The 23,644-nt window shown below is 33.7% G+C and carries 22 protein-coding genes, 2 pseudogenes and 1 riboswitch; of the genes and pseudogenes, 8 read left to right on the top strand and 16 right to left on the bottom strand.

What is annotated here, in order from left to right; translation table 11 throughout:
* Window positions 1–12 precede the first annotated feature (12 nt).
* From argF to AC0OM3_RS26085, 5 genes and pseudogenes are all read right to left on the bottom strand, one after another.
* Window positions 13–1,011: an ornithine carbamoyltransferase gene (gene argF / locus AC0OM3_RS26105; protein ID WP_000930301.1), complete on the bottom strand. Its 999-nt coding sequence runs from the start codon at window positions 1,009–1,011 to the stop codon at window positions 13–15.
* Window positions 1,012–1,041: 30 nt separating this feature from the next.
* Window positions 1,042–2,274 (bottom strand): arginine deiminase, encoded by a 1,233-nt coding sequence (gene arcA, locus AC0OM3_RS26100; RefSeq protein WP_000682333.1) that lies wholly within the window; start codon window positions 2,272–2,274, stop codon window positions 1,042–1,044.
* A 268-nt stretch (window positions 2,275–2,542) separates the two neighbouring features.
* A complete protein-coding gene (argR, locus tag AC0OM3_RS26095) occupies window positions 2,543–2,992 on the bottom strand; it encodes an arginine repressor (RefSeq protein ID WP_000711829.1) in 450 nt (149 codons plus the stop codon).
* Between the two features lie 146 nt (window positions 2,993–3,138).
* Window positions 3,139–3,711: pseudogene (locus AC0OM3_RS26090) on the bottom strand (methyl-accepting chemotaxis protein); the annotation flags it as partial.
* A gap of 369 nt (window positions 3,712–4,080) precedes the next feature.
* Window positions 4,081–4,266: pseudogene (locus AC0OM3_RS26085) on the bottom strand (HAMP domain-containing protein); the annotation flags it as partial.
* A 374-nt stretch (window positions 4,267–4,640) separates the two neighbouring features.
* On the opposite strand from AC0OM3_RS26085, the gene AC0OM3_RS26080 reads away from it, so the two are divergent.
* From AC0OM3_RS26080 to AC0OM3_RS26070, 3 genes are all read left to right on the top strand, one after another.
* Window positions 4,641–5,363: an amino acid ABC transporter ATP-binding protein gene (locus AC0OM3_RS26080; RefSeq protein ID WP_474213236.1), complete on the top strand. Its 723-nt coding sequence runs from the start codon at window positions 4,641–4,643 to the stop codon at window positions 5,361–5,363.
* Between the two features lie 121 nt (window positions 5,364–5,484).
* Window positions 5,485–6,279, top strand: a complete 795-nt coding sequence (locus AC0OM3_RS26075; protein WP_000823749.1) for an ABC transporter substrate-binding protein — start codon at window positions 5,485–5,487, stop codon at window positions 6,277–6,279.
* A gap of 43 nt (window positions 6,280–6,322) precedes the next feature.
* Window positions 6,323–7,078, top strand: coding sequence for an amino acid ABC transporter permease (locus tag AC0OM3_RS26070; protein ID WP_003299858.1), 756 nt, complete (start codon window positions 6,323–6,325; stop codon window positions 7,076–7,078).
* 53 nt (window positions 7,079–7,131) lie between these two features.
* Here AC0OM3_RS26070 and desB read toward each other — a convergent pair whose 3' ends face one another.
* Window positions 7,132–8,217, bottom strand: coding sequence for a Delta(10) desaturase DesB (desB, locus tag AC0OM3_RS26065; RefSeq protein WP_000661223.1), 1,086 nt, complete (start codon window positions 8,215–8,217; stop codon window positions 7,132–7,134).
* A 581-nt stretch (window positions 8,218–8,798) separates the two neighbouring features.
* Between desB and AC0OM3_RS26060 the strand changes: the two genes are divergently transcribed.
* Together AC0OM3_RS26060 and AC0OM3_RS26055 are read left to right on the top strand one after the other, a co-directional pair.
* Window positions 8,799–10,325, top strand: a complete 1,527-nt coding sequence (locus AC0OM3_RS26060; protein ID WP_474213235.1) for an FAD-dependent oxidoreductase — start codon at window positions 8,799–8,801, stop codon at window positions 10,323–10,325.
* 143 nt (window positions 10,326–10,468) lie between these two features.
* Complete coding sequence (locus AC0OM3_RS26055; RefSeq protein ID WP_001183097.1) at window positions 10,469–11,770, top strand: MFS transporter; 1,302 nt, start codon at window positions 10,469–10,471, stop codon at window positions 11,768–11,770.
* 13 nt (window positions 11,771–11,783) lie between these two features.
* Here AC0OM3_RS26055 and AC0OM3_RS26050 read toward each other — a convergent pair whose 3' ends face one another.
* Both AC0OM3_RS26050 and AC0OM3_RS26045 read right to left on the bottom strand, forming a co-directional pair.
* On the bottom strand, window positions 11,784–12,566 hold the full coding sequence (locus AC0OM3_RS26050) for a nucleotidyltransferase domain-containing protein (RefSeq protein ID WP_001208239.1): 783 nt from the start codon (window positions 12,564–12,566) through the stop codon (window positions 11,784–11,786).
* A 114-nt stretch (window positions 12,567–12,680) separates the two neighbouring features.
* Entirely contained in the window at window positions 12,681–13,787 is a 1,107-nt protein-coding gene (locus AC0OM3_RS26045; RefSeq protein WP_474213234.1) for a PRK06851 family protein, read from the bottom strand.
* A gap of 148 nt (window positions 13,788–13,935) precedes the next feature.
* Window positions 13,936–14,048, top strand: a riboswitch (SAM riboswitch).
* 85 nt (window positions 14,049–14,133) lie between these two features.
* Between AC0OM3_RS26045 and AC0OM3_RS26040 the strand changes: the two genes are divergently transcribed.
* A complete protein-coding gene (locus AC0OM3_RS26040; RefSeq protein WP_000862984.1) occupies window positions 14,134–14,766 on the top strand; it encodes a cyclase family protein in 633 nt (210 codons plus the stop codon).
* 27 nt (window positions 14,767–14,793) lie between these two features.
* On the opposite strand, the gene AC0OM3_RS26035 is transcribed toward AC0OM3_RS26040, so the two are convergent.
* From AC0OM3_RS26035 to AC0OM3_RS26005, 7 genes are all read right to left on the bottom strand, one after another.
* Entirely contained in the window at window positions 14,794–15,174 is a 381-nt protein-coding gene (locus AC0OM3_RS26035; RefSeq protein ID WP_000424114.1) for a hypothetical protein, read from the bottom strand.
* Between the two features lie 229 nt (window positions 15,175–15,403).
* The gene (locus tag AC0OM3_RS26030; protein WP_474213233.1) at window positions 15,404–16,630 is read right to left on the bottom strand and encodes an ATP-binding protein; all 1,227 of its coding nucleotides are present in this window, start codon (window positions 16,628–16,630) and stop codon (window positions 15,404–15,406) included.
* Window positions 16,631–16,768: 138 nt separating this feature from the next.
* Entirely contained in the window at window positions 16,769–18,034 is a 1,266-nt protein-coding gene (locus AC0OM3_RS26025) for a hypothetical protein (RefSeq protein WP_000434668.1), read from the bottom strand.
* A gap of 237 nt (window positions 18,035–18,271) precedes the next feature.
* Window positions 18,272–18,940 (bottom strand): LSm family protein, encoded by a 669-nt coding sequence (locus AC0OM3_RS26020; RefSeq protein WP_001004269.1) that lies wholly within the window; start codon window positions 18,938–18,940, stop codon window positions 18,272–18,274.
* 162 nt (window positions 18,941–19,102) lie between these two features.
* Window positions 19,103–19,552, bottom strand: a complete 450-nt coding sequence (locus tag AC0OM3_RS26015; RefSeq protein WP_000432506.1) for a PI-PLC domain-containing protein — start codon at window positions 19,550–19,552, stop codon at window positions 19,103–19,105.
* A 20-nt stretch (window positions 19,553–19,572) separates the two neighbouring features.
* Window positions 19,573–20,097, bottom strand: coding sequence for a hypothetical protein (locus AC0OM3_RS26010; protein ID WP_000021529.1), 525 nt, complete (start codon window positions 20,095–20,097; stop codon window positions 19,573–19,575).
* 235 nt (window positions 20,098–20,332) lie between these two features.
* Window positions 20,333–20,572 (bottom strand): helix-turn-helix domain-containing protein, encoded by a 240-nt coding sequence (locus AC0OM3_RS26005; RefSeq protein ID WP_098256805.1) that lies wholly within the window; start codon window positions 20,570–20,572, stop codon window positions 20,333–20,335.
* Window positions 20,573–20,753: 181 nt separating this feature from the next.
* Between AC0OM3_RS26005 and AC0OM3_RS26000 the strand changes: the two genes are divergently transcribed.
* The gene (locus AC0OM3_RS26000; protein WP_000235475.1) at window positions 20,754–21,122 is read left to right on the top strand and encodes a hypothetical protein; all 369 of its coding nucleotides are present in this window, start codon (window positions 20,754–20,756) and stop codon (window positions 21,120–21,122) included.
* A 195-nt stretch (window positions 21,123–21,317) separates the two neighbouring features.
* Here the strand turns inward: AC0OM3_RS26000 and AC0OM3_RS25995 are convergent, their stop codons facing one another.
* The gene (locus AC0OM3_RS25995; protein WP_001078297.1) at window positions 21,318–22,367 is read right to left on the bottom strand and encodes an NAD(P)/FAD-dependent oxidoreductase; all 1,050 of its coding nucleotides are present in this window, start codon (window positions 22,365–22,367) and stop codon (window positions 21,318–21,320) included.
* A 333-nt stretch (window positions 22,368–22,700) separates the two neighbouring features.
* Between AC0OM3_RS25995 and AC0OM3_RS25990 the strand changes: the two genes are divergently transcribed.
* A complete protein-coding gene (locus AC0OM3_RS25990) occupies window positions 22,701–23,618 on the top strand; it encodes an iron-hydroxamate ABC transporter substrate-binding protein (RefSeq protein WP_000732595.1) in 918 nt (305 codons plus the stop codon).
* The last annotated feature ends 26 nt before the right edge of the window (window positions 23,619–23,644 follow it).

The raw sequence follows: 23,644 nt of genomic DNA, 5'->3' as shown, positions 1-23,644 counted from the left end.
TCCCTTTCTTCTTTACTCCATGTTTCCTAAAGTAGCTGCCATAACCGCTTTAATTGTATGCATTCTATTTTCAGCTTGATCAAACACTTTTGAATGTTTACTGCGGAATACTTCGTCAGTTACCTCCATTTCTTTCAACCCATATTTCTCATAAACTTCTTCGCCATACATCGTTTCAACATCATGAAATGCAGGTAAACAATGTAAGAAAATCACGTTTTCATTCCCTGTTTCTTTAATCATTTTCATATTTACTTGATAAGGTTTCAATAACTCCACACGTTCAGCAAATTTTTCTTCTTCCCCCATAGACACCCATACATCTGTATAAATTACATCTGCATTCGCAACAGCTTCTTCCACATTACTTGTTATCATTACCTGTTCGTTATATTTTTTTGCTAAATCAATTACTTCTTGTGCAGGCCATAAAGATTCCGGTGTACAAATACGTACATCCATTCCAATGATTGCTCCACCAACTAGTAAACTATTAGCAACATTATTTCGTCCATCTCCAACATAAACGAGCTTCACATTTTTTAATTTTCCTATATGTTCTCTAATTGTTAATAAATCTGCTAGTGTTTGTGTTGGATGCCACATGTCTGTTAATCCATTCCAAACCGGCACACCAGAATTTTGTGCTAAAGATTCTACAGTTTCATGACTAAATCCACGAAACTCAATTCCGTCAAACATACGCCCTAACACTTTTGCTGTATCCTCTACAGATTCTTTTTTCCCAAGTTGAATATCACCTTTCCCTAAATATTCAGGATTTGCCCCTAAATCTGTACATGCTACTGTAAATGCACAACGCGTACGAGTAGAAGTTTTTTCAAATAAGAGCGCTACATTTTTACCTTCTAAATAATGATGCGGGATACCATTTTTCTTTTTCTCTTTTAATTCTGCTGCCAAATCTAGAAAATATAACAATTCTTCTTGTGTAAAATCTTTTTCTGCTAGAAAGCTTCTTCCTTTTAAATTTGGTCTAGTCATTAACATACTTCATCCCTACTTTCTCCGTTATTTATACTAAATATCTTTACGAACAATTGGCATACTCATGCAACGTGGACCCCCACGACCACGAGATAATTCCGAACTTAGCACCTCAATCACTTCTATACCATGTTCCCGTAATAACGTATTGGATACATAGTTGCGATCATATGTAACAACTACACCTGGCGCGATTGCTAATGTGTTCGAGCCATCATTCCATTGTTCACGAGCAGAAGCAATTACATCTCCTCCTCCACATGGAATAAGAACTAATTCACTTAAGCCTAATATCTCTTTTAATGCTTCCATTAAAGAAGTACGATGTGTAATTTTAAGAGTTTCCTCATCTGATCCTTTTTCTAAAATATAAATATTCATATTCCCTTTTGGCCCTTGAATGGCTGGGTGAATTGTAAACTTGTCATAATCAACCATTGTAAATACTGTATCTAGATGCATAAATGCTCGGCATTTTGGAATTTCTATTGCTAACACTTTCTTAATTTTATTTTGTCGGCTAAAGAGATTTTTAGCTAAACGTTCAATTGCTTTAGCTGAAGTACGAGCAGATACTCCAATCGCAATTGTTTCTTCATTTAAAATTAGCTCGTCGCCACCTTCAATTGGAAATTTATAATCACGATCTAACCAGATTGGTACAGTATGTTTTGCGAATCTTGGATGATATTTAATGATGTACTCCATGAACAATGATTCACGTCTACGCGCTGGTTCTCTCATCTTATTTATCGTTAAGCCATCGCCCACGCTAGCTGCTGGATCACGAGTAAAATATAAATTAGGCATTGGATCTAAGTAAAACGGATAGTGATCTTCCATTAATTCATATAAATGTGTCTTCTTACTTGTTTCAATTTCGTTTTTCCGTACACCGCCCATAATTTTTTGAATTAATTCTTCATTTGAAAAGGAAAGTAAATATTCTTTTAAAGTTTGATGTGCAACATTTACGTCGGCCTGTCCTTCTTTTAAAATACGATCAACAAATTCTTCTCGAAGTTTTTTATCTACTAACGCCTCAGCGGCTAGTTTTTCTAAATAAAGAACTTCAACACCCCGATTGCGTAACGTTTGTGCAAAATAATCATGCTCTTTTTGAATAATTGGTAAGTATGGAATATCGTCAAATAATAATTGCTGCAAATAATCTGGCGTCAAGTTTTCCACTTCTTTACCCGGTCGTTTTAATAAAACCGTTTGTAATTCCCCAATTTCTGAAGTAACATGTATCGGATGTTTCATTTGTTGTACCTCCTTTTAAATATGTTTGATGTCTTACAAGTACATAATAAATGCTCTGCACTTTCATCTTTGTGAAAGCATCCACATTATCATTGTGAAATATTAAACAAGTTATTTTTTTAAAATCATACGAATATGTATTTTTATAACAAACTATCTCGCTTTCTCAATAAAAAATACATATATTATGCATATATGTTGAATATTTAACTTCCGTATTTAAACAAAAATCCTGTTTTTAATTTTATTAAAAACAGGATTTTTGTATCTAAATAATTAAATTTAATCTTTCTTCTATAATCTCCCTATCTGATTTCGACTGTGAAATTATAAGGCATGTATCATTTCCACATATACATCCTATTTTTTCTTTCCAATCTAACTCATCAAATAAAACACCAATAACATGTGCATTACCAGGTAATGTTTTAATAACCATTAATTGATCTACACAATCAATTTTTACAACAACTTCTCGTAATTTTTTCTTCAACTTTATATCAGTTTGTAAATGCTCTTCTGAGAAAACTTTATATATCATTAATCCTTCTTGAGAAGGTACCTTCGTTAAGTTTAACTCACGAATATCGCGAGAAACCGTAGCTTGTGTTACTAATACACCTTTTTTTGCTAACAATTCTACTAATCTTTCTTGCTTATCTATTTCATACTCCTTTACAAATTGTTTAATTAACCGTTGTCTTTTTTCTTTTTTCATAAAAGACACCCCTTTTAATATTATAGCTCGCTATAATTTTCATCCGAAAGGGACAGAAAAGAATGTTGCGGAAACGTTCATAGTTTAACTGTAAATATTAAATCAAGCTAAATAAAAAAGAGAAGAACAGCATTCTGTTCTTCCTTTTACATTGAAAATCGTTCAATTGTTTGTTTCAAATCAGTTGCTTGCTTCTCTAAATCCTTTAATAATTGATCGATTACTATCATATTTTTAGACTGTTGTAGCGTCACACGCGCCACTTCTTGCGAACCAGCTGACGTTTCTTCAGCAATTGCTGCTACAGCTTTTGTTTGTGCTCCTGTTTGATGAATGTGGCTCACTTGTTCATTCATATAACTACTAATTTGCTGAGTTGCATCGGCTACTTCCATAACACTTGATGACATTTCTTTTAAAATTAATTCCGTAGCTTCCCCACGTTTCGCCTCTTCTTTAGCTATTTTCACTTGTTCTGTCATTTTCATTGCAACTTGTTGTACTTCATCTTGCATATTCCGTAATAACTGCGATATGTTTCTTGCAGAATGATCACTTTCATCAGCAAGTTTACGTACTTCTTCCGCAACAACCGCAAAACCTCTTCCATGCTCTCCTGCGCGAGCTGCCTCAATAGAAGCATTTAGTGCTAATAAATTCGTTTGGCTAGCAATCGCACTCACAACAGACACAATATGTTCTACTTGTTTCATTCGTTCTTCTAACTTCTGTACATTTTGCATTGAATCTTCATTTTCTTTTGCCAATGTTTGAATACCTTGAATTAAAGACGTAAAAACACGAGTACTATGCCCTAAAGCTTCAACCATTTCTGAAGACAATGTATCAGACTGCTTCGCTTTTTCTTCTACTTCACTTGCAATAGACGTCGTTGTATCAACAGCAGAAACAATTGCTTGAATTGATGCCGCTGATTGCTCAGCGCCTGAAGAAATCTCTGCAAGTGTCTCAGATACACCTTGCGCTTGTCTCGTTGCTTCGCCTGTTTGTTTTCTAATCTGCTGTACTTGATTATTTGTATACGAAAATGTTGTATCAATATTTTTTACCATGCCCCTTAAGTTTCCTAACATCATATTAAATGCAACACTTAAAGATTTAATTTCATCATCTGTCTTCGGTAATGGAACATCTTCACGAATATCACCCTCAGCTGCTTTTCTTGCCGCTTCCTCTAACTTGCGAAGTGGTTTAATTAAAAATACGGCTGCTCCATATGCTAAAATTCCAGACCATACTACCCCTAATAACATAACGATAATATTATATACAGTTTGACTTACATAACTTTGAAAATAATCGTATATCACGTAAATAAAAAATATACTTGTTGAATATGTAATAAAAGCTAAAACTGTAGTGAATAGCATAAGTTGTGTACGTAATCCAAAAGAAAATGTTTTCCTTTCTTTTTCCATCTTCCCTTTCCCCCTTTTTATAAGCAATATAAATACTACCTATATATTATTATCCATATTTTCATTATAGAAGGATATAGAGATTTTAAAAATATTATTTCTTTGAATATCAAATTGCACGAAAAAAATAAAGGATTCTGACAATTTATGACTAATAACAGAAATAAGGGGCAACATTTGTAAAATATATTTTTAACTGGGGGTTTTTTATGATTCAAGTTCAAAATCTAGTAAAATCATTCGGTTCACTTGATGTGTTAAAAGGAATTGATTTAGAAGTAAAAGAAAAAGAAGTTGTTGTTTTAATTGGTGCCAGTGGTTCTGGTAAAAGTACATTACTTCGCTGTCTTAACTTTTTAGAAATGTACGATGAAGGCGAAATTCACTTACAAGGTGAGCGAATTGATCCAAAACATTCAAATTTAAATAAAGTCCGTGAAAATGTCGGTATGGTTTTTCAGCACTTTAACCTCTTTCCTCATATGACCTCACTAGAAAACATCATAGAAGCACCTATTCACGTAAAAAAATTAGAGAAAGCAAATGCAAAGGATATTGGAACTCAATTTCTCCAAAAAGTCGGCCTTCAGGATAAAGCGGATGTAACTCCTCATCTTCTTTCAGGTGGCCAAAAACAGCGCGTTGCCATTGCACGAGCTCTTGCAATGAACCCTAAGATTATGCTATTTGATGAGCCTACCTCAGCTTTAGACCCTGAACTTGTTGGAGAAGTATTGCAAGTTATGAAAGAACTTGCTGAAGAAGGGATGACAATGGTTATTGTTACTCATGAAATGAATTTCGCAAGAGATGTAGCTGATCGCGTCATCTTTATGGATGATGGAAAGATTGTAGAAGATGCTCCGCCAGCACAATTCTTTTCAGCTCCATCACATGAACGGGCAAAACAATTTTTACGCAACGTTTTATAGTGTAACTTCTGTTTCAAACGAAAAGAAATACATTCATACGGTGCACAACTAATCATCCAAATAAAATATTTCAATAACATACTTAAAATCATCCGTATGATCAATATATAGGAGGGGTTTTATGAAAAGAAAACTATTAACCATTGTTGCGAGCATTACACTATGTACATCCTTCATACTAGGAGCTTGTAGCAAAGAAAGCTCTACTACTTCATCAAATGGTGAAAAAGAATTTCGCTATGCAATGAGTGGATTATACAAACCTTTTAATTATAAAGAAAACGACGGCAAACTTGTCGGCTTTGATATAGAAATCGGTGAAGCTCTTGCTAAAAAGATGAACATGAAGGCTACGCCAGTTACAAACCCATGGGAAACGCTAATTCAAGGTCTTCAAGCGAAGAAATATGATGTAATACTGGGTAGTATGGCAATTACAGAGGAGCGCTTAAAAGCTGTTAGTTTCTCAAATCCGTACTATCGCTCTGGCGCTCAAATTTTTGTGACTAAAAAGAATACTGCTATCTCTTCTCCAGAAGATTTAAAAGATAAGAAAATTGGTGTTGTAAAAGCTAGTACCTTTAAAAATCTTGTTGCAAAATATACAGATCAAATTACAGAATATGACAGCGACATTACTGCTCTTATGGATTTAGAGCCTGGGCGTGTTGACGCAGTAATTACGGATCAAATGGTTGGTCTACGTATGATAAAAGAAGGAAAATCGAATATAAAAGAAGCGGGAAAACCATTAAATCTTGATGAAATGGGAATTGCTATTCGCAAAGATGATAAAGAAATGGTTGAGAAAGTAAATAAAGCGTTAGATGAAATCATTAAAGATGGTACGTATGAAAAGATCAGTAAAAAATGGTTCGGGCGTAATATTCTTGGTGAAGAGGAAAAAACGAAGTAAGTTAGCCATTCAAAAGATTCATAAACAGTGCCCCACTCATTAAATGTTCATTTTATGTGGGGCATTTCATTCTCTACTAAAATCTATACAATATGAGGTGAAACGCATGTTTGAAATTTTTATCTCTACCTATCCCACACTCTTAAAGGCTACCATTGTCACATTACAATTAACATTAACCTCCCTAGTACTCGGTTCATTAATTGGATTATTATTCGCTTTCTTTCGAATCTCGAATAACAAAGTTTTAAATAGCATTGCTCATATCTATATTGCTATTATTCGTGGTACACCTTTAATCGTTCAAATCGCAATTCTCTATTTTGGCATTACATCTGTCATTGTTTTCTCCCCTTTTTGGGCAGGAGCAATCGCTTTAGCAATTCATAACGGTGCATATATTACGGAAATCTTCCGAGGATCCATTCAATCCGTCGACCGAGGACAATTGGAAGCCGCTCGCTCCTTAGGTATGCCTTATCCTTTAGCTATGCGCCGGATTATATTACCACAAGCATTTCGTCTGTCTCTTCCTCCTCTAGGAAACCAGTTTATTATTGGATTAAAAGACTCTTCACTTGTCGCTTACGTAGGACTGTCCGAATTATGGGGATCAGGTTTATCAATTGCAGCAGGTAACTTCCAACAATTAGATACTTACATAATCGTTGGTGTATACTATCTCGTACTTGTTCTTCTATTTACTTACTTTGTTAATCTTTTAGAAAAACGACTACAACGAAAAGAAACTAACTCCGTCCAAGTCCATAAAAAGAACAAAACGGAAGTTTCTTTATAAGAAAAAGCAAGCCTGAGATGGCTTGCTTTTTCATTGCAAAAATATATTAATTTTTACTGATTTACTTTTTTAATACTTTCGTCTTCCTCTATATGTTCCTCACGATATGAAATATTATGAGGATCTAGTCCATTTCCTAAAGAACCATAGAAATGCTCTCTATGCGGATCCACTAATTCACTTCCTTGATAATACACACGTGGTGTATTCCATAGCGCTGCCAAAGCTTTTGTCATCGGCATCTCATGATAGCGTTCCGGCCACATTTCTTTAATCTTCTCTTTTACTAACGGATAGTATTTAGAACTCATAGCAGGAAACAGATGGTGTTCTGTATGATATGAGAAATTGAAATGTAAAACGTCTACCCAGCGCGGCACTGTTACTGACAAACAGTTTGCTAACGGATCATTTACTGGAACAATTGGATTTAAGCGGTGATTTGTTGCGATATATGCCATTACAATAAAGTTAGCAATTAACAACGGAATGACATATGCAAATAACCATTTTCCAGGTCCCATAATAAACAATAAACTAATCCAAACTGTCCAAGGCAAAAGAAGTTGAAGCCATACAGATTTTTGATTGGATGACTTGAACTCTTTTATAAAATGAAAGAACATTCGAGTCGAATGCAATGTAAATTGAATTGTTAGTGACAGAAAACTAAAGAATGAACGTACATGTAAAGGCATACGATATACCCAACTCAAAAACTTACTCTTCTTAAGTTTCTCAAGTGTCGGCCATGCATCCGGATCATTCTCTTCATGCTGTGTATGAACATGATGCGTTGCATTATGCCACTTTCTCCAAAGCTTTGGCCCTGTTGATAATGGCATAAATGCAATCGCGCCTAAGAAGTCACGAAGCCATGCCTTTCTTACAACAGTTCCATGTAAAATTTCATGCCCTAAAAATCCAAGTGAAGCAAAACATAATCCAAGAACAATCGCAATTCCTAGATTCGCCCACACATTCAATTCAAATACACCAATCGATATTAACCCCGCCAATGCCACAAGCAAATAAGCCAGTCCACCAAATAAACGAGTAGGCACTGGTTTAAATGCTTTTTTCGGCAAATGTGGTGATACACGTGCTGCATACCACCCAAACGTATGAAGCTCCTTCATCCTTTTGCCCCTTTCTTATGCCGCGCCTTGCGCAACTTACATATATCAATTCTTGCTTCCAGATTGATTTTACTAGATGATCCAAAAAGCATCTATTATAAGGAAAATATACTCACTCTATCGTCACTTATTTTTCGCTTTTATTATCAATGAAAAACATTTCTCTTTTTACTCTCTATCAACCTTTCCACATGATGAATCATAACAATAGAATTTCTATATTGTCAACACCTTTTATGACCTAGTAATAAAAGGTGGTTATGTTTTTATAATCATACTTTATTTCACTAAAGAAAATGTATAGATTCCATAAGGTTTTATCCACTATATATAGACATTTTCTTAAACGCCATAGACTCTATCTCATTCAATAACTCTCTATGTAATCAACAAATAGAATCACTTGAATTTAGTTTTATATAAATCCTACTTCTTCATAATGCCCTACCTAATTAATTATACTAAAATAATTTATATCCTCTTTTAATAAAAATAGACTTCTTCTAAAACAACACACATGATTTTCATATAATATGGAAATATTAAAAGGAAAATTGTTCTAAAATCAGGAGGTTTCCGCAATGACAAATGATACATTTCCACAACTGCCGCTATCTTATTGGATTGAATCTACCGAGTTTCCTACTTTTCCTCGTTTATCCGAAAATATAAAAACGAAAGTTGCTATTATCGGTGCTGGTATTACAGGTATTACCACTGCCTATTTACTTGCAAAAGAAGGCATCGATGTGGTTTTAATTGATTCTGGTCGTATTTTAAACGGGACGACTGGGCATACAACAGCGAAAGTAACAGCACAACATGATCTTATTTATGATGAATTAATAAATCATTTCGGTGTAGAAAAGGCCCGGCTTTACTATGAATCAAATAATCAGGCTCTACAATTCATAAACGAAACTGTTCAAACATATAAAATCGACTGTAATTTCTCAAATGAAGATTCATATTTATATACAACTACTGATAACGGATTAAGAAATTTATCGAAAGAATATGAAGCTTATCAAAAATTAAATATACCTTGTGATTATGTTCAATCTCTATCGATTCCTATTCCAGTACAATCTGCGCTTGTAATGAAAAATCAAGCACAATTCCATCCCCTTCTTTATTTAAAAACACTTTTAGAAAAGTTTGTGGAGATGGGCGGAAAGCTCTACGAACAAACAACAGCTATGAATGTGGAAAAGGGAGATTATCCACAAATAATTACAAAAGAGGGCCTTCATATCACTTGTGAATATGTCGTCTCTTGTTCACATTTTCCTTTTTATGATGCAAATAGCTTTTTCTTTACGCGAATGTACGCAGAACGCTCCTATGCTCTTGCAATAAAAGCAAAAATGGATTATCCAGGTGGCATGTATTTAAGTATTGATGATCCAAAGCGCTCCTTACGCTATATAACAAACAATGGAGAAAAATTAATTTTGATTGGCGGAGAGAGTCATAAAACAGGGCAAGGAATAAATACGATGCTTCATTATGAAGCACTCTATTCTTTTGCTGAAGCAACTTTTGGAATAGACGAAGTTCCTTATAGATGGTCAGCACAAGATTTAATCACTCTAGATAAGCTTCCTTATATCGGACATATTAACGAAAGAAATCCAAATATATTTGTTGCAACTGGATATCGCAAATGGGGAATGACAACTGGAACTGCTGCCGCTCACCTACTGAAGGACTCCATCCTAAAAGTCCACAGTCCCTATAAAGAACTGTATGCACCATCACGCTTCCATGCAAATCCAGATATAAAAACGTTCCTCTCCCAGAACATTGATGTTGCGAAACATTTAATTGAAGGAAAGATTGAAAATGCATTACGTAAACCAGAAGATCTCGAAGTTGGTGAAGGATCTGTCGTACATGTTAACGGTAAACGGGCAGGTGCTTATAAGGACAAAGAAGGAAAATTACATATCGTCGATACAACTTGTACACATCTCGGCTGCGAAGTTGAATGGAATAATGGTGATTGTACTTGGGATTGTCCTTGTCACGGTTCCCGCTTTTCAATTGAGGGAGACGTTATTGAAGGTCCAGCAGATCAACCGTTAAAACGAGTTGATAATGAGTAAACCAATAAAGAAGTTCAACAGGTTTCCTGTTGAACTTCTTTATTGATTATAAAACCTTTTCAGATAAATTTCGACACAGGGAGGAAAATATTAACATAAAATAAAATAATATATTCATCTACAAATAAAAAGGGGGGAATACTATGCAACCTTCAGCTCCACCTCATCTAGAATCTACAGAAACTATCTTTTCAAGCTCTATTACAAAACTTGTTGTTTTTATTTGTTGGCTAGCCATTCTAGCTGATGGATATGATTTAGGTATTTACGGTGCCGTTCTTCCAAAGCTCCTAGAAGACAAAAGCTGGGCACTTTCACCAGCTTACGCTGGCACAATTGCAAGCTATGCTTTATTTGGGATGTTTATTGGTGCTATTCTAGTTGGAACTATTACAGATCTAATTGGACGAAAATGGATGCTTATATGCTGTTTAGCGCTTTTTTCTATCACAATGGGACTAGCTGCACTTGCTCCTTCTCCCGAATTATTTGGTTTATCTCGATTTATTGGAGGAATCGGATTAGGCGGTGTTATTCCAACAGCTTCAGCACTTACTGTTGAATATTCACCAAAAAAACGACAATCTTTTATTTATGCTCTTATGTTTACTGGCTATCCTTTAGGTATCGTGTTAGGCGCTATTTTGTCTATGTTTATGTTAGAAAGTTTCGGATGGAGAACTATGTTTGGCATCGGAATGATTCCACTACTCCTCATTCCTTTCATTATTCGTTATTTACCTGAATCCATTCAATTTTTATTATCACGTAATCGCCAAAAAGAAGTGGACCAAATCCTTAATCGTTTTCAAATTGTATTCTATGCGAAAAATGAAACTTATCAAACTCCGTCTAATATACGAAAGAAAAATGGATTTCTTACTTTATTCTCAAAAGAATACATAAAAGCAACGCTACTTTTTTGGATCACTTATATAATGGGAATGTTTTTAATATACGGTTTAAATACTTGGTTACCTCAGATGATGCGACAGGCAGGATACCCTCTTGGATCTAGTTTATCATTTCTACTTATGCTAAATATTACTGCCGCTATCGGTGCATTATTTGCTGGAGCAATCGCGGATCGTATAGGAGCTAAAATCGTTATTAGCATCTCCTATCTTATGGCAGCTATATGTATTGGACTATTAACAATTAAACCATCTGTTACAATCATTTATCTTTTAATTGGTCTTGCTGGAATTGGATCAGTCGGTATTACTCAAATATTAAATGCATATGTAACCCAATACTTCCCATCACATATCCGAGCTACTTCCTTAGGCTGGGGACTTGGACTTGGCCGAGTTGGTGCAATTGCTGGCCCTATTCTCGTCGGTATTATTATGACAATGCAATATGACTTATCATGGAATTTTTACTTATTCTCCTTTGCAGGTCTTATCGCAGCTATATCTGTTTTCTTTATTCCTACAAAATAAAAAGAGCACAAACTTACTTGTGCTCTTTTTCATATGCTTCAAACAGCATGTCTCGAAATAGTTTATTTAAAATCTCAATATCGATCCCTAACCCCTTTTCAACACCTTTCACGTATTGCCCATAGTAATGAATTTGTTCTTCTAAAAATTGATTCAACACCTTAATTTTCAATCCAACATCTAATTCAGTACCTGCTTTTTTCTTTATTAACAACTTTTCAATTTCATCTAATACGCTACGTTCTAATGATAATTCTGTAATCAATCGGTCAAATTCTACAGGTGGTAAAGTTGCTTTCTCTTCTAGCCACTTACAAGCTAAAATAGGACGTAATACATAAAAGTACTTTTTCAGCTTTACATTCTCACCTTGCAAAAATTCACGATAATTTTTCGAAGCCATATGTAAATAATGATATATCGTTGCTTTTGGATCAAAATTCTTCTCACTCATCTGTTGAAGTAGTTCTGGAAAATTAGAGTTTTTCGAATAAAAAATTGGTGATCGAATCCACTCAAGTAAAGCTGGGTTCGACTTCGCGAATAGTTGCAACGCCTTTCTAATATCCCAACCACTTATATCTAAATCATCACTAATTGGATATTCAATTACATCTCGTTTGTCATGAATTGATAAATACCATTCTACCGGATGTATATAAACAAACCTAACATCATAATCGCTATCTTTCGATGGAAACCCCCAAGCACGACTCCCTGATTCCACCGCAAATAAAATTTTCACATCATTCTCTTTTTCAATTCTTTCTAACTCCAACTCGATTTTCTCTCTCATTTCATAACATCTCCATTTTTTGATTATTTCCTTGGAAATTCGACAATACACTATCAATTTTACTACATACTAAAAAAACTGTCAGAAATTACTGACAGCCCAATGAAACTTCTATTATTGCTTTTCGATTACAGTAGCAGCAATTCGTTCAAACTCTTTTTGAATCTCCTGTTTATATGCATCTACTACTGAAAAATCCATAGCAGCAATATAAATTCGTTCTAATTTATCACGAACCGATTTTGCTTTTGCTAAGAAAGACATCGCCTCATTCATTTTTGCTTTATATTGAATGGAAACATCACGAATTTCCTTCGCATATTTCTCATCCGTCCCTGGGGTAACAATAAGGGCATACATATCAATAATTTCATCACCCTCGCGACTTGGAAAATATTCATGTGGTGCAGTGCTATCAAAAATTGCAAAGCCTAATTCTCTTACGATAACCATATCAAGACTATTCGGATCAAATCCGCAATGATATACTTCAACTTCAAACCCTTTTTCTTCAGCTGCCCTAGCTAACTTTTTGAGCATCGTTGATTTTCCAGAGCCTGGGCGCCCTTTTATAAAATAACGATATGGTAACCCTTCTGTTAAATTAGGAACAAAATCAACTGCTCCTTTCGGTGTAGCAGCTCCTAAAAAACGATGTTTTACAAGCGATTGTCTCCCGCTTTTATCTGCAAATAATTTCTGGATTAGCTGATCGGTTAATTCATTTGCTTTATTAAAATCTATATTATCAATATATATCTTCTCCCACTCATCATGTATAAGCAATGCCTCTTTAAAACATGCGTAAGCAGACTGAAAAGCTTTGCTTGCTTCTGAAACAAATCTTTCAATTTCTAACTTCTGCTTCCTTAGTTTATCTGAATCCCAAGCAATTCCTAAATTTATATACTCTTCAACAACTCCTGGCATTTTGGGCTCAATTACATGTGGTGATGTCCCATCAACAATTCCTACTTTTAATTTTGGGATAATTACACCATCAACCGATTTATTGTCAGAAGAACAATGTAAAAATTCAATATCATATCCTTTTTCAACCCATTCACGACCGATTGCCTTTATTAAAGAAGATTTCCCCGTTCCTGGACCACCCTTTAAGATAAATAATCTGTCTAACCCTTTTAAATTCTCTTCATATAAATTATGAAATCCCCTAGCTGTATTACCACCAGCATAATAATTCAATACATTTCCTGTCACTGCACTCACTCCTTCGCAGCATTCTATTTACATAAGCTACAATATGCGCGTAGCTTTATTTGGGTGAATACCTATTTTGTATTGCACGCAAAAAGGAAATGAATTACAATTTAACTATCGGAAAATTCCGGTTTTAAAATTAAATACTTCTTTATCAAGAGAGGCAGAGGGACCGGCCCTTTGAAGCCCAGCAACCTCAGTTTATACAAACTGAATAGGTGCTAATTCCTGCAAAATGCATTGCATTTTGGAAGATAAAATTCAACTAGCATGTAAAGCTCACCTTTCTTGATATTGAAGGGTGAGCTTTTTATTATTTGAAAAACATATATTGGAGGTATGTAAAATGAAAGTAATTGATTTATCGCAAACATTTGAAAATAATATGTCTCAATTTCCTGGAACACCTAAAATACAACTAGAAGCTGTTACAAGTGTTGAAGAATCAGGCTATCAAGTTACAGATTTTCATTCTGTCGTTCATGTTGGCACGCATTGTGATGCTCCTGCGCATTTTATTTCAGGCGCAACGACTATCGATCAATTACCCCTAAATCAATTTGTAGGCGAAGCGATTCTTATTGATGTAACTCATGTACAAGAACGAAAACTACCTAAAGAAGTACTGCACGATGCTGATATAAGAGAAGGAGATATTGTTATTTTCCATTCCAATCTATCTACTAAATGGAATACAGAGGCGTATGAGAAAGAAGCTTTTTATCTTTCTGAAGAATTAGCCGAGGAACTAGTACAATTAAAAGTAAAATCTGTCGGTTTAGATTTTATTTCTCCTGATGAGGTAACGACAGAAACATCACCAATTCATCACATACTACTTGGGAATAATATTTATTTAATCGAAAACTTAACAAACTTAGATGCCATTCACACGAAACGTTTCTTCTTCTCAGCAGCACCTTTAAAAATTAAAGATAGCGACGGTGCTTTCGCAAGAGCATTCGCTGTAATTTTTTAAACAAACTATACAAAAAAGCAAAGATCATCATTGACCTTTGCTTCTATTTTTTTTATTTAAATTAAGAAAGAATTGCTCAACATGGGGACGTAACCAAGCTAAATAATCCTTCTCTTTCTTCTTTGTACAAGCTATTTCTTCCCCATCTACCATTTCAACAAGTTCTAGTTCTAACAGTTGCTTCGTGAATGCTAACATATTCACTTCTTCGGATGGATACTCTTCTTTTAATTTCTCCTCAATTTCCCCCAATAAAAAACCGTCACGCATCATTGCCAATGCATCAATCCAAAGTGGCGGCATTTCATATTTTTCTCCTGTAATTGTATCTTTTACAATATAATTCTTTTGCTCTTTTCGAAATTGAATCGTGTGTAAACATACAGTCGAATTTAATGTTAATTCCATCATACCACCTCTTTCATAATATCTGCATAGAAAAAAGGATGCGCGTGCACCCCTTCTTATCTTTTCATAACACTACTGAACCGCTACATGAGCAATCAATCTCATGTCGATATTTTCCTCCATTATAAACGAAGTATTTTATAAAAAAAACCCTTCTTGAAACATTTTATAAAATGTTTATATTTACACAACAAGAACACTTTTCTGAAAAATCTTTTCTCCCAATACATTAAACGGTCGGCAGAAAAATTTCTACTTTTGTTCCTACTCCTATACTACTTTGGATTGTGATACTCCCTTGATGTTCCTTAATAATTTTATATGTAATCATTAATCCAAGTCCTGTACCAGTTTCCTTTGTTGTGTAAAACGCCTTGCCGATTTTTTCTAACTTCTCATTCTCTATACCAAATCCTTGGTCTTCAACAGAAATACACAAATATCCTTGCGTTTTTTGATATGCACGGATATGGATTTCTCCACCCTCTGGCATTGATTCTATTCCATTTTTAATGATATTTAATAACACTTGTTTTAATTGCTTATCATTACCGTTTATAGTTGGTAAATTCCCATCTACTTGTAAATAACATTTAACTCTATATTGCATTGCATAACTTTCCATTAGATGCACAACATATAGAAGGATGTCTCGTATATTACACCTTTCATAATTTGTTGGCTTTGGTTTTCCTAACAACATTAATTCACTAACAAATCCATTGACTCTTTCAATTTCTTGTAGCATAATGTCGTAGCTCATCGTATCAGTTGGATTTCTTTCTTTTTGCATTTGCGTAAATCCTTTTAACGCTGTTAACGGATTTCGAATTTCATGGGCAATTGTTGTAGACATAGTCCCAATCACAGCTAAATTTTCCGTCTCTTTCATATTGTTCATCATTTCAACCACTGTTCTTACATAAGATTTAAATCGTTTTAATAAAGAATGTGAAATAATGAAATAAAATACACATAAAACAAGTGGAATTATCACTTTTAAATCTTGTAATAGCAATGTGAAAAATACGTACTTTCCAATTACACTAAAGGACACTAAATAAAAGTATTTTTTATTCACGAAAACTGGGGCAAATAAAATTAATAACATTTCTACCATACTGCCATGTTCAAAAGGTCTATCCGTTCGCAAATAAATCATTAAATTATTAACAAGATTGATAAACATGTACCCAAATAAAAATAAATATTTTACAGAATATACATATCCTCTTTTTTGAAGATATATAGAAATAGGTAATAATGCCATTACAAATATAGGCACACCTATCCCAAGACTACCTTCTGGCCAACCTACCGCTGTTCCACTAATATTCATAGCAGGATATACAAAATAATATATAGCGTCATATGAAAAGAATATAATATAGAATAATAATATAAATACCTTTAAGGCTCTTCTTTCTTCATAAATCAAGCTCTTGTATTTATTCATATAAAAACTCCCCTTGATCGATACAAAAAACTTTCATTGTTATTCTCCTTAAAGTATAAGTATGAAATTGCTTTCAGGGCAATATTTAACCTTATAATACTAAAAGGAAGGAGATCTCTCCTTCCTTTTAGTAACAACTTACATCCATCTTACCCTGTCATGTAGCAATCCATCCGTAAAATTATTATGCCCCATTACAAAATCCTTCATATATAAATTTAAATACTCACCGTACTTACTTTCTGTATTTAATAACAACTCCTCGACGTAATAAGCACCTTGTTCAAATTGATCTAAAAGTAAACTGGACAGGCCCGCATAAATCCCGCACCCTACCTGAAAATACGTTGCATTCGTTTTATATTTACGAAAAACCTTGCTACTATTCATCACATTATACATATATGTCTCACTATTTTCATAAACGAGTAACACACCCACCAAGTCCTCTCCAGCAACCTCTTCTTCCGCTGGATTAAACACTTTACGATTCCAGTTCCATAAATCTTCTACTTGATCTAAGTTCTGTCTAATTATATTTGTTGTATACTCATTAATTCGGTAAAGAAAACCAACTTCCATATTAAAGTTTTTCCCTAAAATTAATACTTCCTCATGTGGCATTAAACAACCATAGAATTCTTTTTCTCCTAACTTCACTTTATACTCTGAAGAATATACATCTTCATAAAAGTAAAGAGGACGATGATGACTCATATACATCGGATAACTCCAGATCGCTTCATCTAAAAATCGCTCTACTGCCCATGAAGCATAAAGTGTATGTGGCTTTATAAGTGCTGTATCATTCAAAAATGATGTGTCATGTTCTACAATATAACATGCTCTTGGCCTTTCATTTGGTCGTTCCTTCATAAGCTCAACAACCATCCATTGAACAACACCTGGATTCATACCTGAACCTATAATCGCTTTTGTATTTGTAAATTTCTCTTTCTCCTTCTCAAACCTTGTATATCTTTCCGTAAGCTGAAAGCCGATTAAGCTGTCGTCCTGATCTACTGCTTCATTTTCCAAGGCTGAATTAATATAGCAAATTCCTAATTCATTACAGCAGCTTAATACTCTAATTGTATCTGCCCCTGAAACATCAATCACAACACTCGTACTTTTTTCTTTTAAATGTTCTTTAAATTCCACTACATTTTGAAGGTTTATCTCATATAAATATAATTGACCTTTCAAATTCGAAAACAACTCATCATAATAAGTCCTATCTTTTTGTTTTATATCCACCAAATGAAATTTGGCATTCTTTAATACTTCATAAATTGGATCTTTTTCATTTGCTATCGCTTGATTTAAAATTGCTAAAACTGCTTTTGCTGCTCCACCAGCACTACCAAGTAATGTAATCGATAACGGATTTAGAAACTGCTCCACCAACAAAACTCCTTTAATAAATTAGTTGAGCAGCTCCTTCTCAAAAAATAAATTGAATACATAAAAAGATAGCTCGTACACATTTCTTTATAAATTAGTACAAAATTTTTTTAAAAAATCACACCATAATATATTTATATTCAATTCATTTTTCCCCTCATATTCAAATCGAGCTAAACAAATAGGCTCGACCTTTTCTTCTGCATATAAAAGAAAAAGCCAGCCCTTTCAACTAGCTTACGGACAATGGACAGATTTTACATGTTGAATATTTACATACATTTTCGCATCACGTGCTTTTAATATTTCAATATGCCCTTCATCAATCTTCGCCATCTTTCCGATCTTATTAGATTCCTCACCTAAATCGAACACCATGATTTTGCCAGACATTTTAATAAGTTGTTCTTCAAACGTTCGAGCTAACGTAATATTTAACGGATTTACGGGGAGTTCATTTTTATTGAGGTCATACGGCACTTGGTTTTCTTTATACGGAATTAACCATTTTAAATGTTTTAAAGATATATATACCGTTTTATAAACCGGACTATAAAAAACAATATAATCATTCATCACACTTGTAACATAACCATGTATTGGAGCACTTCCTGCTACATAAACTTCTGTAAAAATTCCTTTAGAAGTACTTAATACTTTTCTCAAAGAAATGGAAGGGGATTCTCTCTTAATTACAGAATCAACATCTGGTTTTAATATTTCTTCGTCATATGGTCTTAAAAATTTATAGTATTGTACATGATATAAAGATATATATACATAGTCTTGTCCATTGTAAAGAACAATGATATCATTTCCTACATCTATTAATACACCTTTAAACCTTTTTTCACCGATTAATTTAACATATATATTTTCTCCAATACTTTTGTTTAACTCATTCATCTATATCCTCCTTCCTATGAATTTCTTCTTACCTGTCTTCCATTTCTAAAAAAATAATCAGGGCAAAGTTCTGTTTTAATAGTAAGTAATTCCTTTTCATACTATCGAAATAAGAAATTGTTCTTCTCTTTCCCTCATAATGCCCCTCTTATTTATTAAACATTATTCATCTTCATTCTTTTTACATTTAACTACTTGGCTCACACTCTTAATATGAGACTTAATTACATAAATAACTTCATCACAGTTTACTAGTGTAATACAGTCATGGTGTACCTCACTTAATAAACCTTCCACACACTCTGGACCGCCACGATTAATTTTTACCCACTTATACTTCAAGTCTTTTAATATATCTAAAAAAGTATCCTCATCAGAGCAGAAACATGAACTATAGCAATCGCCACATTTACTTTCTTTCACTTTCTTAACTAGACTCTTCACATGTTTTAACTGGTAATACACTAATTCACCATGAGGTAATTGTAACGTTAGATAATCTTTGCCTAACGATACGAGCTCACCTACTCGACTTTCTGGTCCACGAAGGTTTACTTTTACAGTCTCACCAACTAAACATTTAATTTGGTCACAGCATAATACGTTCTCCAATTTTGTATCCCCCTTTCTTATTATCTTCCTCTACTTGATTGTCTTTGGGCACGAGCGCGACCTGAATTATTGCTACTACTTTCTTTACTGCTGCTATCGTCGCTCTCATCGCTCTCTCCGCATGCTAATGCATTATAGTTAACGCTTTTAATATGCTTTATTGCAATTAATATAACTTCTTCTTTTGCAATTACTGTCACAAAGTCACAAGAAACATCTTGTAAAATGCCTTCCACTTTCTCTGGACCACCGCGATTAATTTTCACCCAGCAATATTTGAAAGTTTGCAGTAGTGCTTCAAAGTCTTCTGCACATTCGCAATCTTCCCATTCGCAATCACTTGATCCACAGTCTTTCGCATTTTTTGTAATACTTTTTAGATGACTAAGTTGATAGTAATACAGTTCACCTTTTTCATTCTGCAATACGAAGTAGTCCGGACATACTGATATTATTGTTCCTTTTTGAGATTCTGGACCACCCCTGTTTACTCTCACAAAAGATCCAATTAAGTCTTTCAAAAAATCACAATGAAATATACTCACGAGAAAACCCCTTCCATTAATTTATAAGCTTTTGCACTGATAGTATATGTATCTGTACAGGTTACGTTCTCTATGTTTGTCCTAGCTAGAAAAAAATATGCTTTTAACATGGTAGACTACTACCTATCAAAATTTGAAGAAAGGCTAAGAACTCCTTATATTTTTGATATCTTCAAACAAAAAATCCCTTATGAAGATACATTTCTGCATATCTTCATAAGGGATTTCCCATAGTTTAATCTTCGTCTTTAACATCCATATCTTCTGGAATTGGTTCGTTCAATATTTCTTCCACTAATTGCTTATATTTCTCCATTTGTTCTAAATGTGTATTAAATTGTTCTTTATTTACTAAATATTGCTCTCCATCGAATAGCGCACGAATTTTTTTTTGCTGAATTAACTCTTCAATATACGATTTTGGTAAATTCAAATACTCCGCAGTCTCTTCTACTGTTATATACAATGTGTTCATTCCTTTATTATTTTTTCATCTATACTGTATCTTACTTTATTTTTGTAAACAAATAAAAAAGATTTTGTAAATGCAGTTCAAAAAGCAGGTAGATGCATTCCATATATTGTATAGTATTATATAGTAAGAATTTTTTAAATATAGAATGGTATTACCCATTTACACAAAGGAGAGTTAACATATGGCTACTCGTCACATCATTACAATGTTAGAAAAAACACTACAAGTTGAAACAGAAAACACAATTTCTCATTTGAATGTATCTTTATCTGATCGTTTTCTTTCTCAAAGCACAGCAATACATGAAAACAATTGTTATCATACAATTGGTGAATGGTACAAAAATCATTTCTTATTCCAACAAGATGATTTCCTTTGGGCTAAATATGCTTTCTATGACGCATATTGTGAAGCCATCAAAAAACAAGGTCATCTTACAAAACGTGTTCGCCAAATATTAGAATCATTAGCTCGAATGCATGGAAAACAGTATATTGCTTCTATACTAAATATGCCATTTCCTAATGAACGCGCTAAAGGGACAGCGTAATTTAGCCATGTTCTGCGTAAGCAAAACATAGCTAAATTGTTTTCTAGGATGCTTTACCAATAAAATGTTCATATGATATGAACTGATGAAACCGGTGTCATTATAATGATTGAAAATATAGTAAACAGGAAATCCCCCACGTACATCTCTCATCCATTTGAATAGAGAAGTATGTGGGGGTATACTTGTTCCTTATTATTTCATCATCTGCTTAATCAGTTCGCGATTTCTCTTCTTAAATACTTCATTATGAGAAGAAACCATTCCGTACTCACTTGCATCTGGTTGGATAAATTGCTTTGCTTTATTCACAGCATTTCCAGCATCTTGGAATGCACCTGCAATTAAGTGTAGTTTCCCTTCGTGCTTTAAAATATCTCCAGCAGCATATAATCCATCTACTGAAGACTCACTATTTGCATTACCTGCAATATAATAATTATCTATAATTGCAACGTCTAACTCACTATTTTCCAATAATGTAATGTCGCGTTCATATCCATGATTAATAATAACTTCATCAATAGGTAAATGAGAAATCTCACCTGTTTCATGATTTGTTAATTCTACATATTCGATCGCTTCATGATTATCACCAGCAATTAATTTTGTAATCGATGTATTAAAGAAACACTCCGCTGAGCTATTCATAAGTTGTTTTACTTGTGCTTCATGACCAGATAATTCTTCTTTTCTATACGTTACATACACTTTTTTCGCAATTGGTTCCAATTCATTTGCCCAATCAACAGCAGAATTGCCTCCACCGGAAATAATAACTGTTTTACCTTTGAAACGCTTTAAAGATTTAACTGTATAATTTAAATTCGATACTTCAAATCGCTCAGCACCTTCAATAGATAACTTTTGCGGTTTCAATATACCACTTCCTGTTGCGACGATAACTGTTTTTGAAAAGTGTTCTTCCCCAGTACTTGTTTTTAATGTAAAAGTACCATCTTGATTACGAATAATTGATTCCACTTTTGTATCTAATACAACTTCTGGCTTAAATGTTAACCCTTGCTGTACAAGTTGTTCAATTAACTTATCACCTGTAACTGGCAATAGTCCTCCTACATCCCAAATCATTTTTTCCGGATACACATGTATTTTTCCACCTAAATGTGGTTGAAATTCTATTATTTTCGTTCTCATTTCTCTGAGTCCACTATAAAAAGCTGAATAAAGCCCTGCAGGTCCTCCACCTATCACGGTTACATCAAACAATTCTTCTCGATTCATTCGTGCTCACTCCTCAGCTACTAATCATTGATTATCATTCTCAATAAAATATAACCTGTTTCCGCAAAATTTACAATCAAAATTACTATTGACAATACACCTATATAAAATTATATTATTTAAAGAATCAATAGTGATAATCATTATCATTTTGTTAATAATTAGCAAATTTGAGATTACATCTTCTTTCATTAATATGGTTAATACTATATTATAAAATCTCATATTCAAGATTTTTAATAAATTATTTTGCTTTACCACTACTCTTTCAAAAAGATTACAGTTAAACAAATTATTGTATACACATATCATCTATGTTAAAGGAGAAAGACGATGAAAAAGTTATTTATTTCACTAACAGTTCTTTTCGTTCTTGTTATGAGCGCTTGTAGCAATAGCTCTACAGACAAAAAGAACGATGCAAAAGGTAGTAAATCAGAAAAAATTACATACCAATCTGAAAATGGTAAAGTAGAAGTTCCTGCAAATCCAAAACGCGTTGTTGTATTATCATCATTCGCTGGTAACGTAATGTCATTAGGTGTAAATCTTGTTGGGGTAGATTCATGGTCTAAACAAAACCCACGTTTTGATAGCAAACTTAAAGATGTTGCTGAAGTATCAGATGAAAATGTTGAAAAAATCGCTGAACTAAATCCAGATTTAATCATCGGTTTATCAAATATTAAAAATGTCGATAAGTTAAAGAAAATCGCTCCTACTGTAACATACACTTACGGAAAAGTTGATTACTTAACACAGCATTTAGAAATCGGTAAGTTATTAAACAAAGAAAAAGAAGCAAAAACTTGGGTTGATGACTTCAAGAAACGTGCACAAGAAGCTGGTAAAGAAATTAAAGCAAAAATCGGTGAAGATGCTACAGTTTCTGTTGTAGAAAACTTCAACAAACAGCTTTATGTATACGGCGAGAACTGGGGCCGCGGAACAGAAATTCTGTACCAAGAAATGAAATTAAAAATGCCTGAAAAAGTAAAAGAAAAAGCATTAAAAGAAGGTTATTACGCATTATCTACTGAGGTATTACCTGAATTTGCTGGTGATTACTTAATCGTAAGTAAAAATAAAGATACTGATAACTCATTCCAAGAGACAGAATCATATAAAAACATCCCAGCAGTAAAAAATAATCGCGTATATGAAGCAAACATGATGGAATTCTATTTCAATGATCCACTTACATTAGATTTCCAACTAGACTTCTTCAAGAAGAACTTTCTTGGTAAATAATACAAACATGAGGAATTCTTAATTTA

This window comes from Bacillus sp. FAU20 (assembly GCF_056033865.1).
The sequence above is the reverse complement of the archived record's forward strand: the minus strand, read 5'-3'. Positions and strand labels throughout refer to the sequence as shown.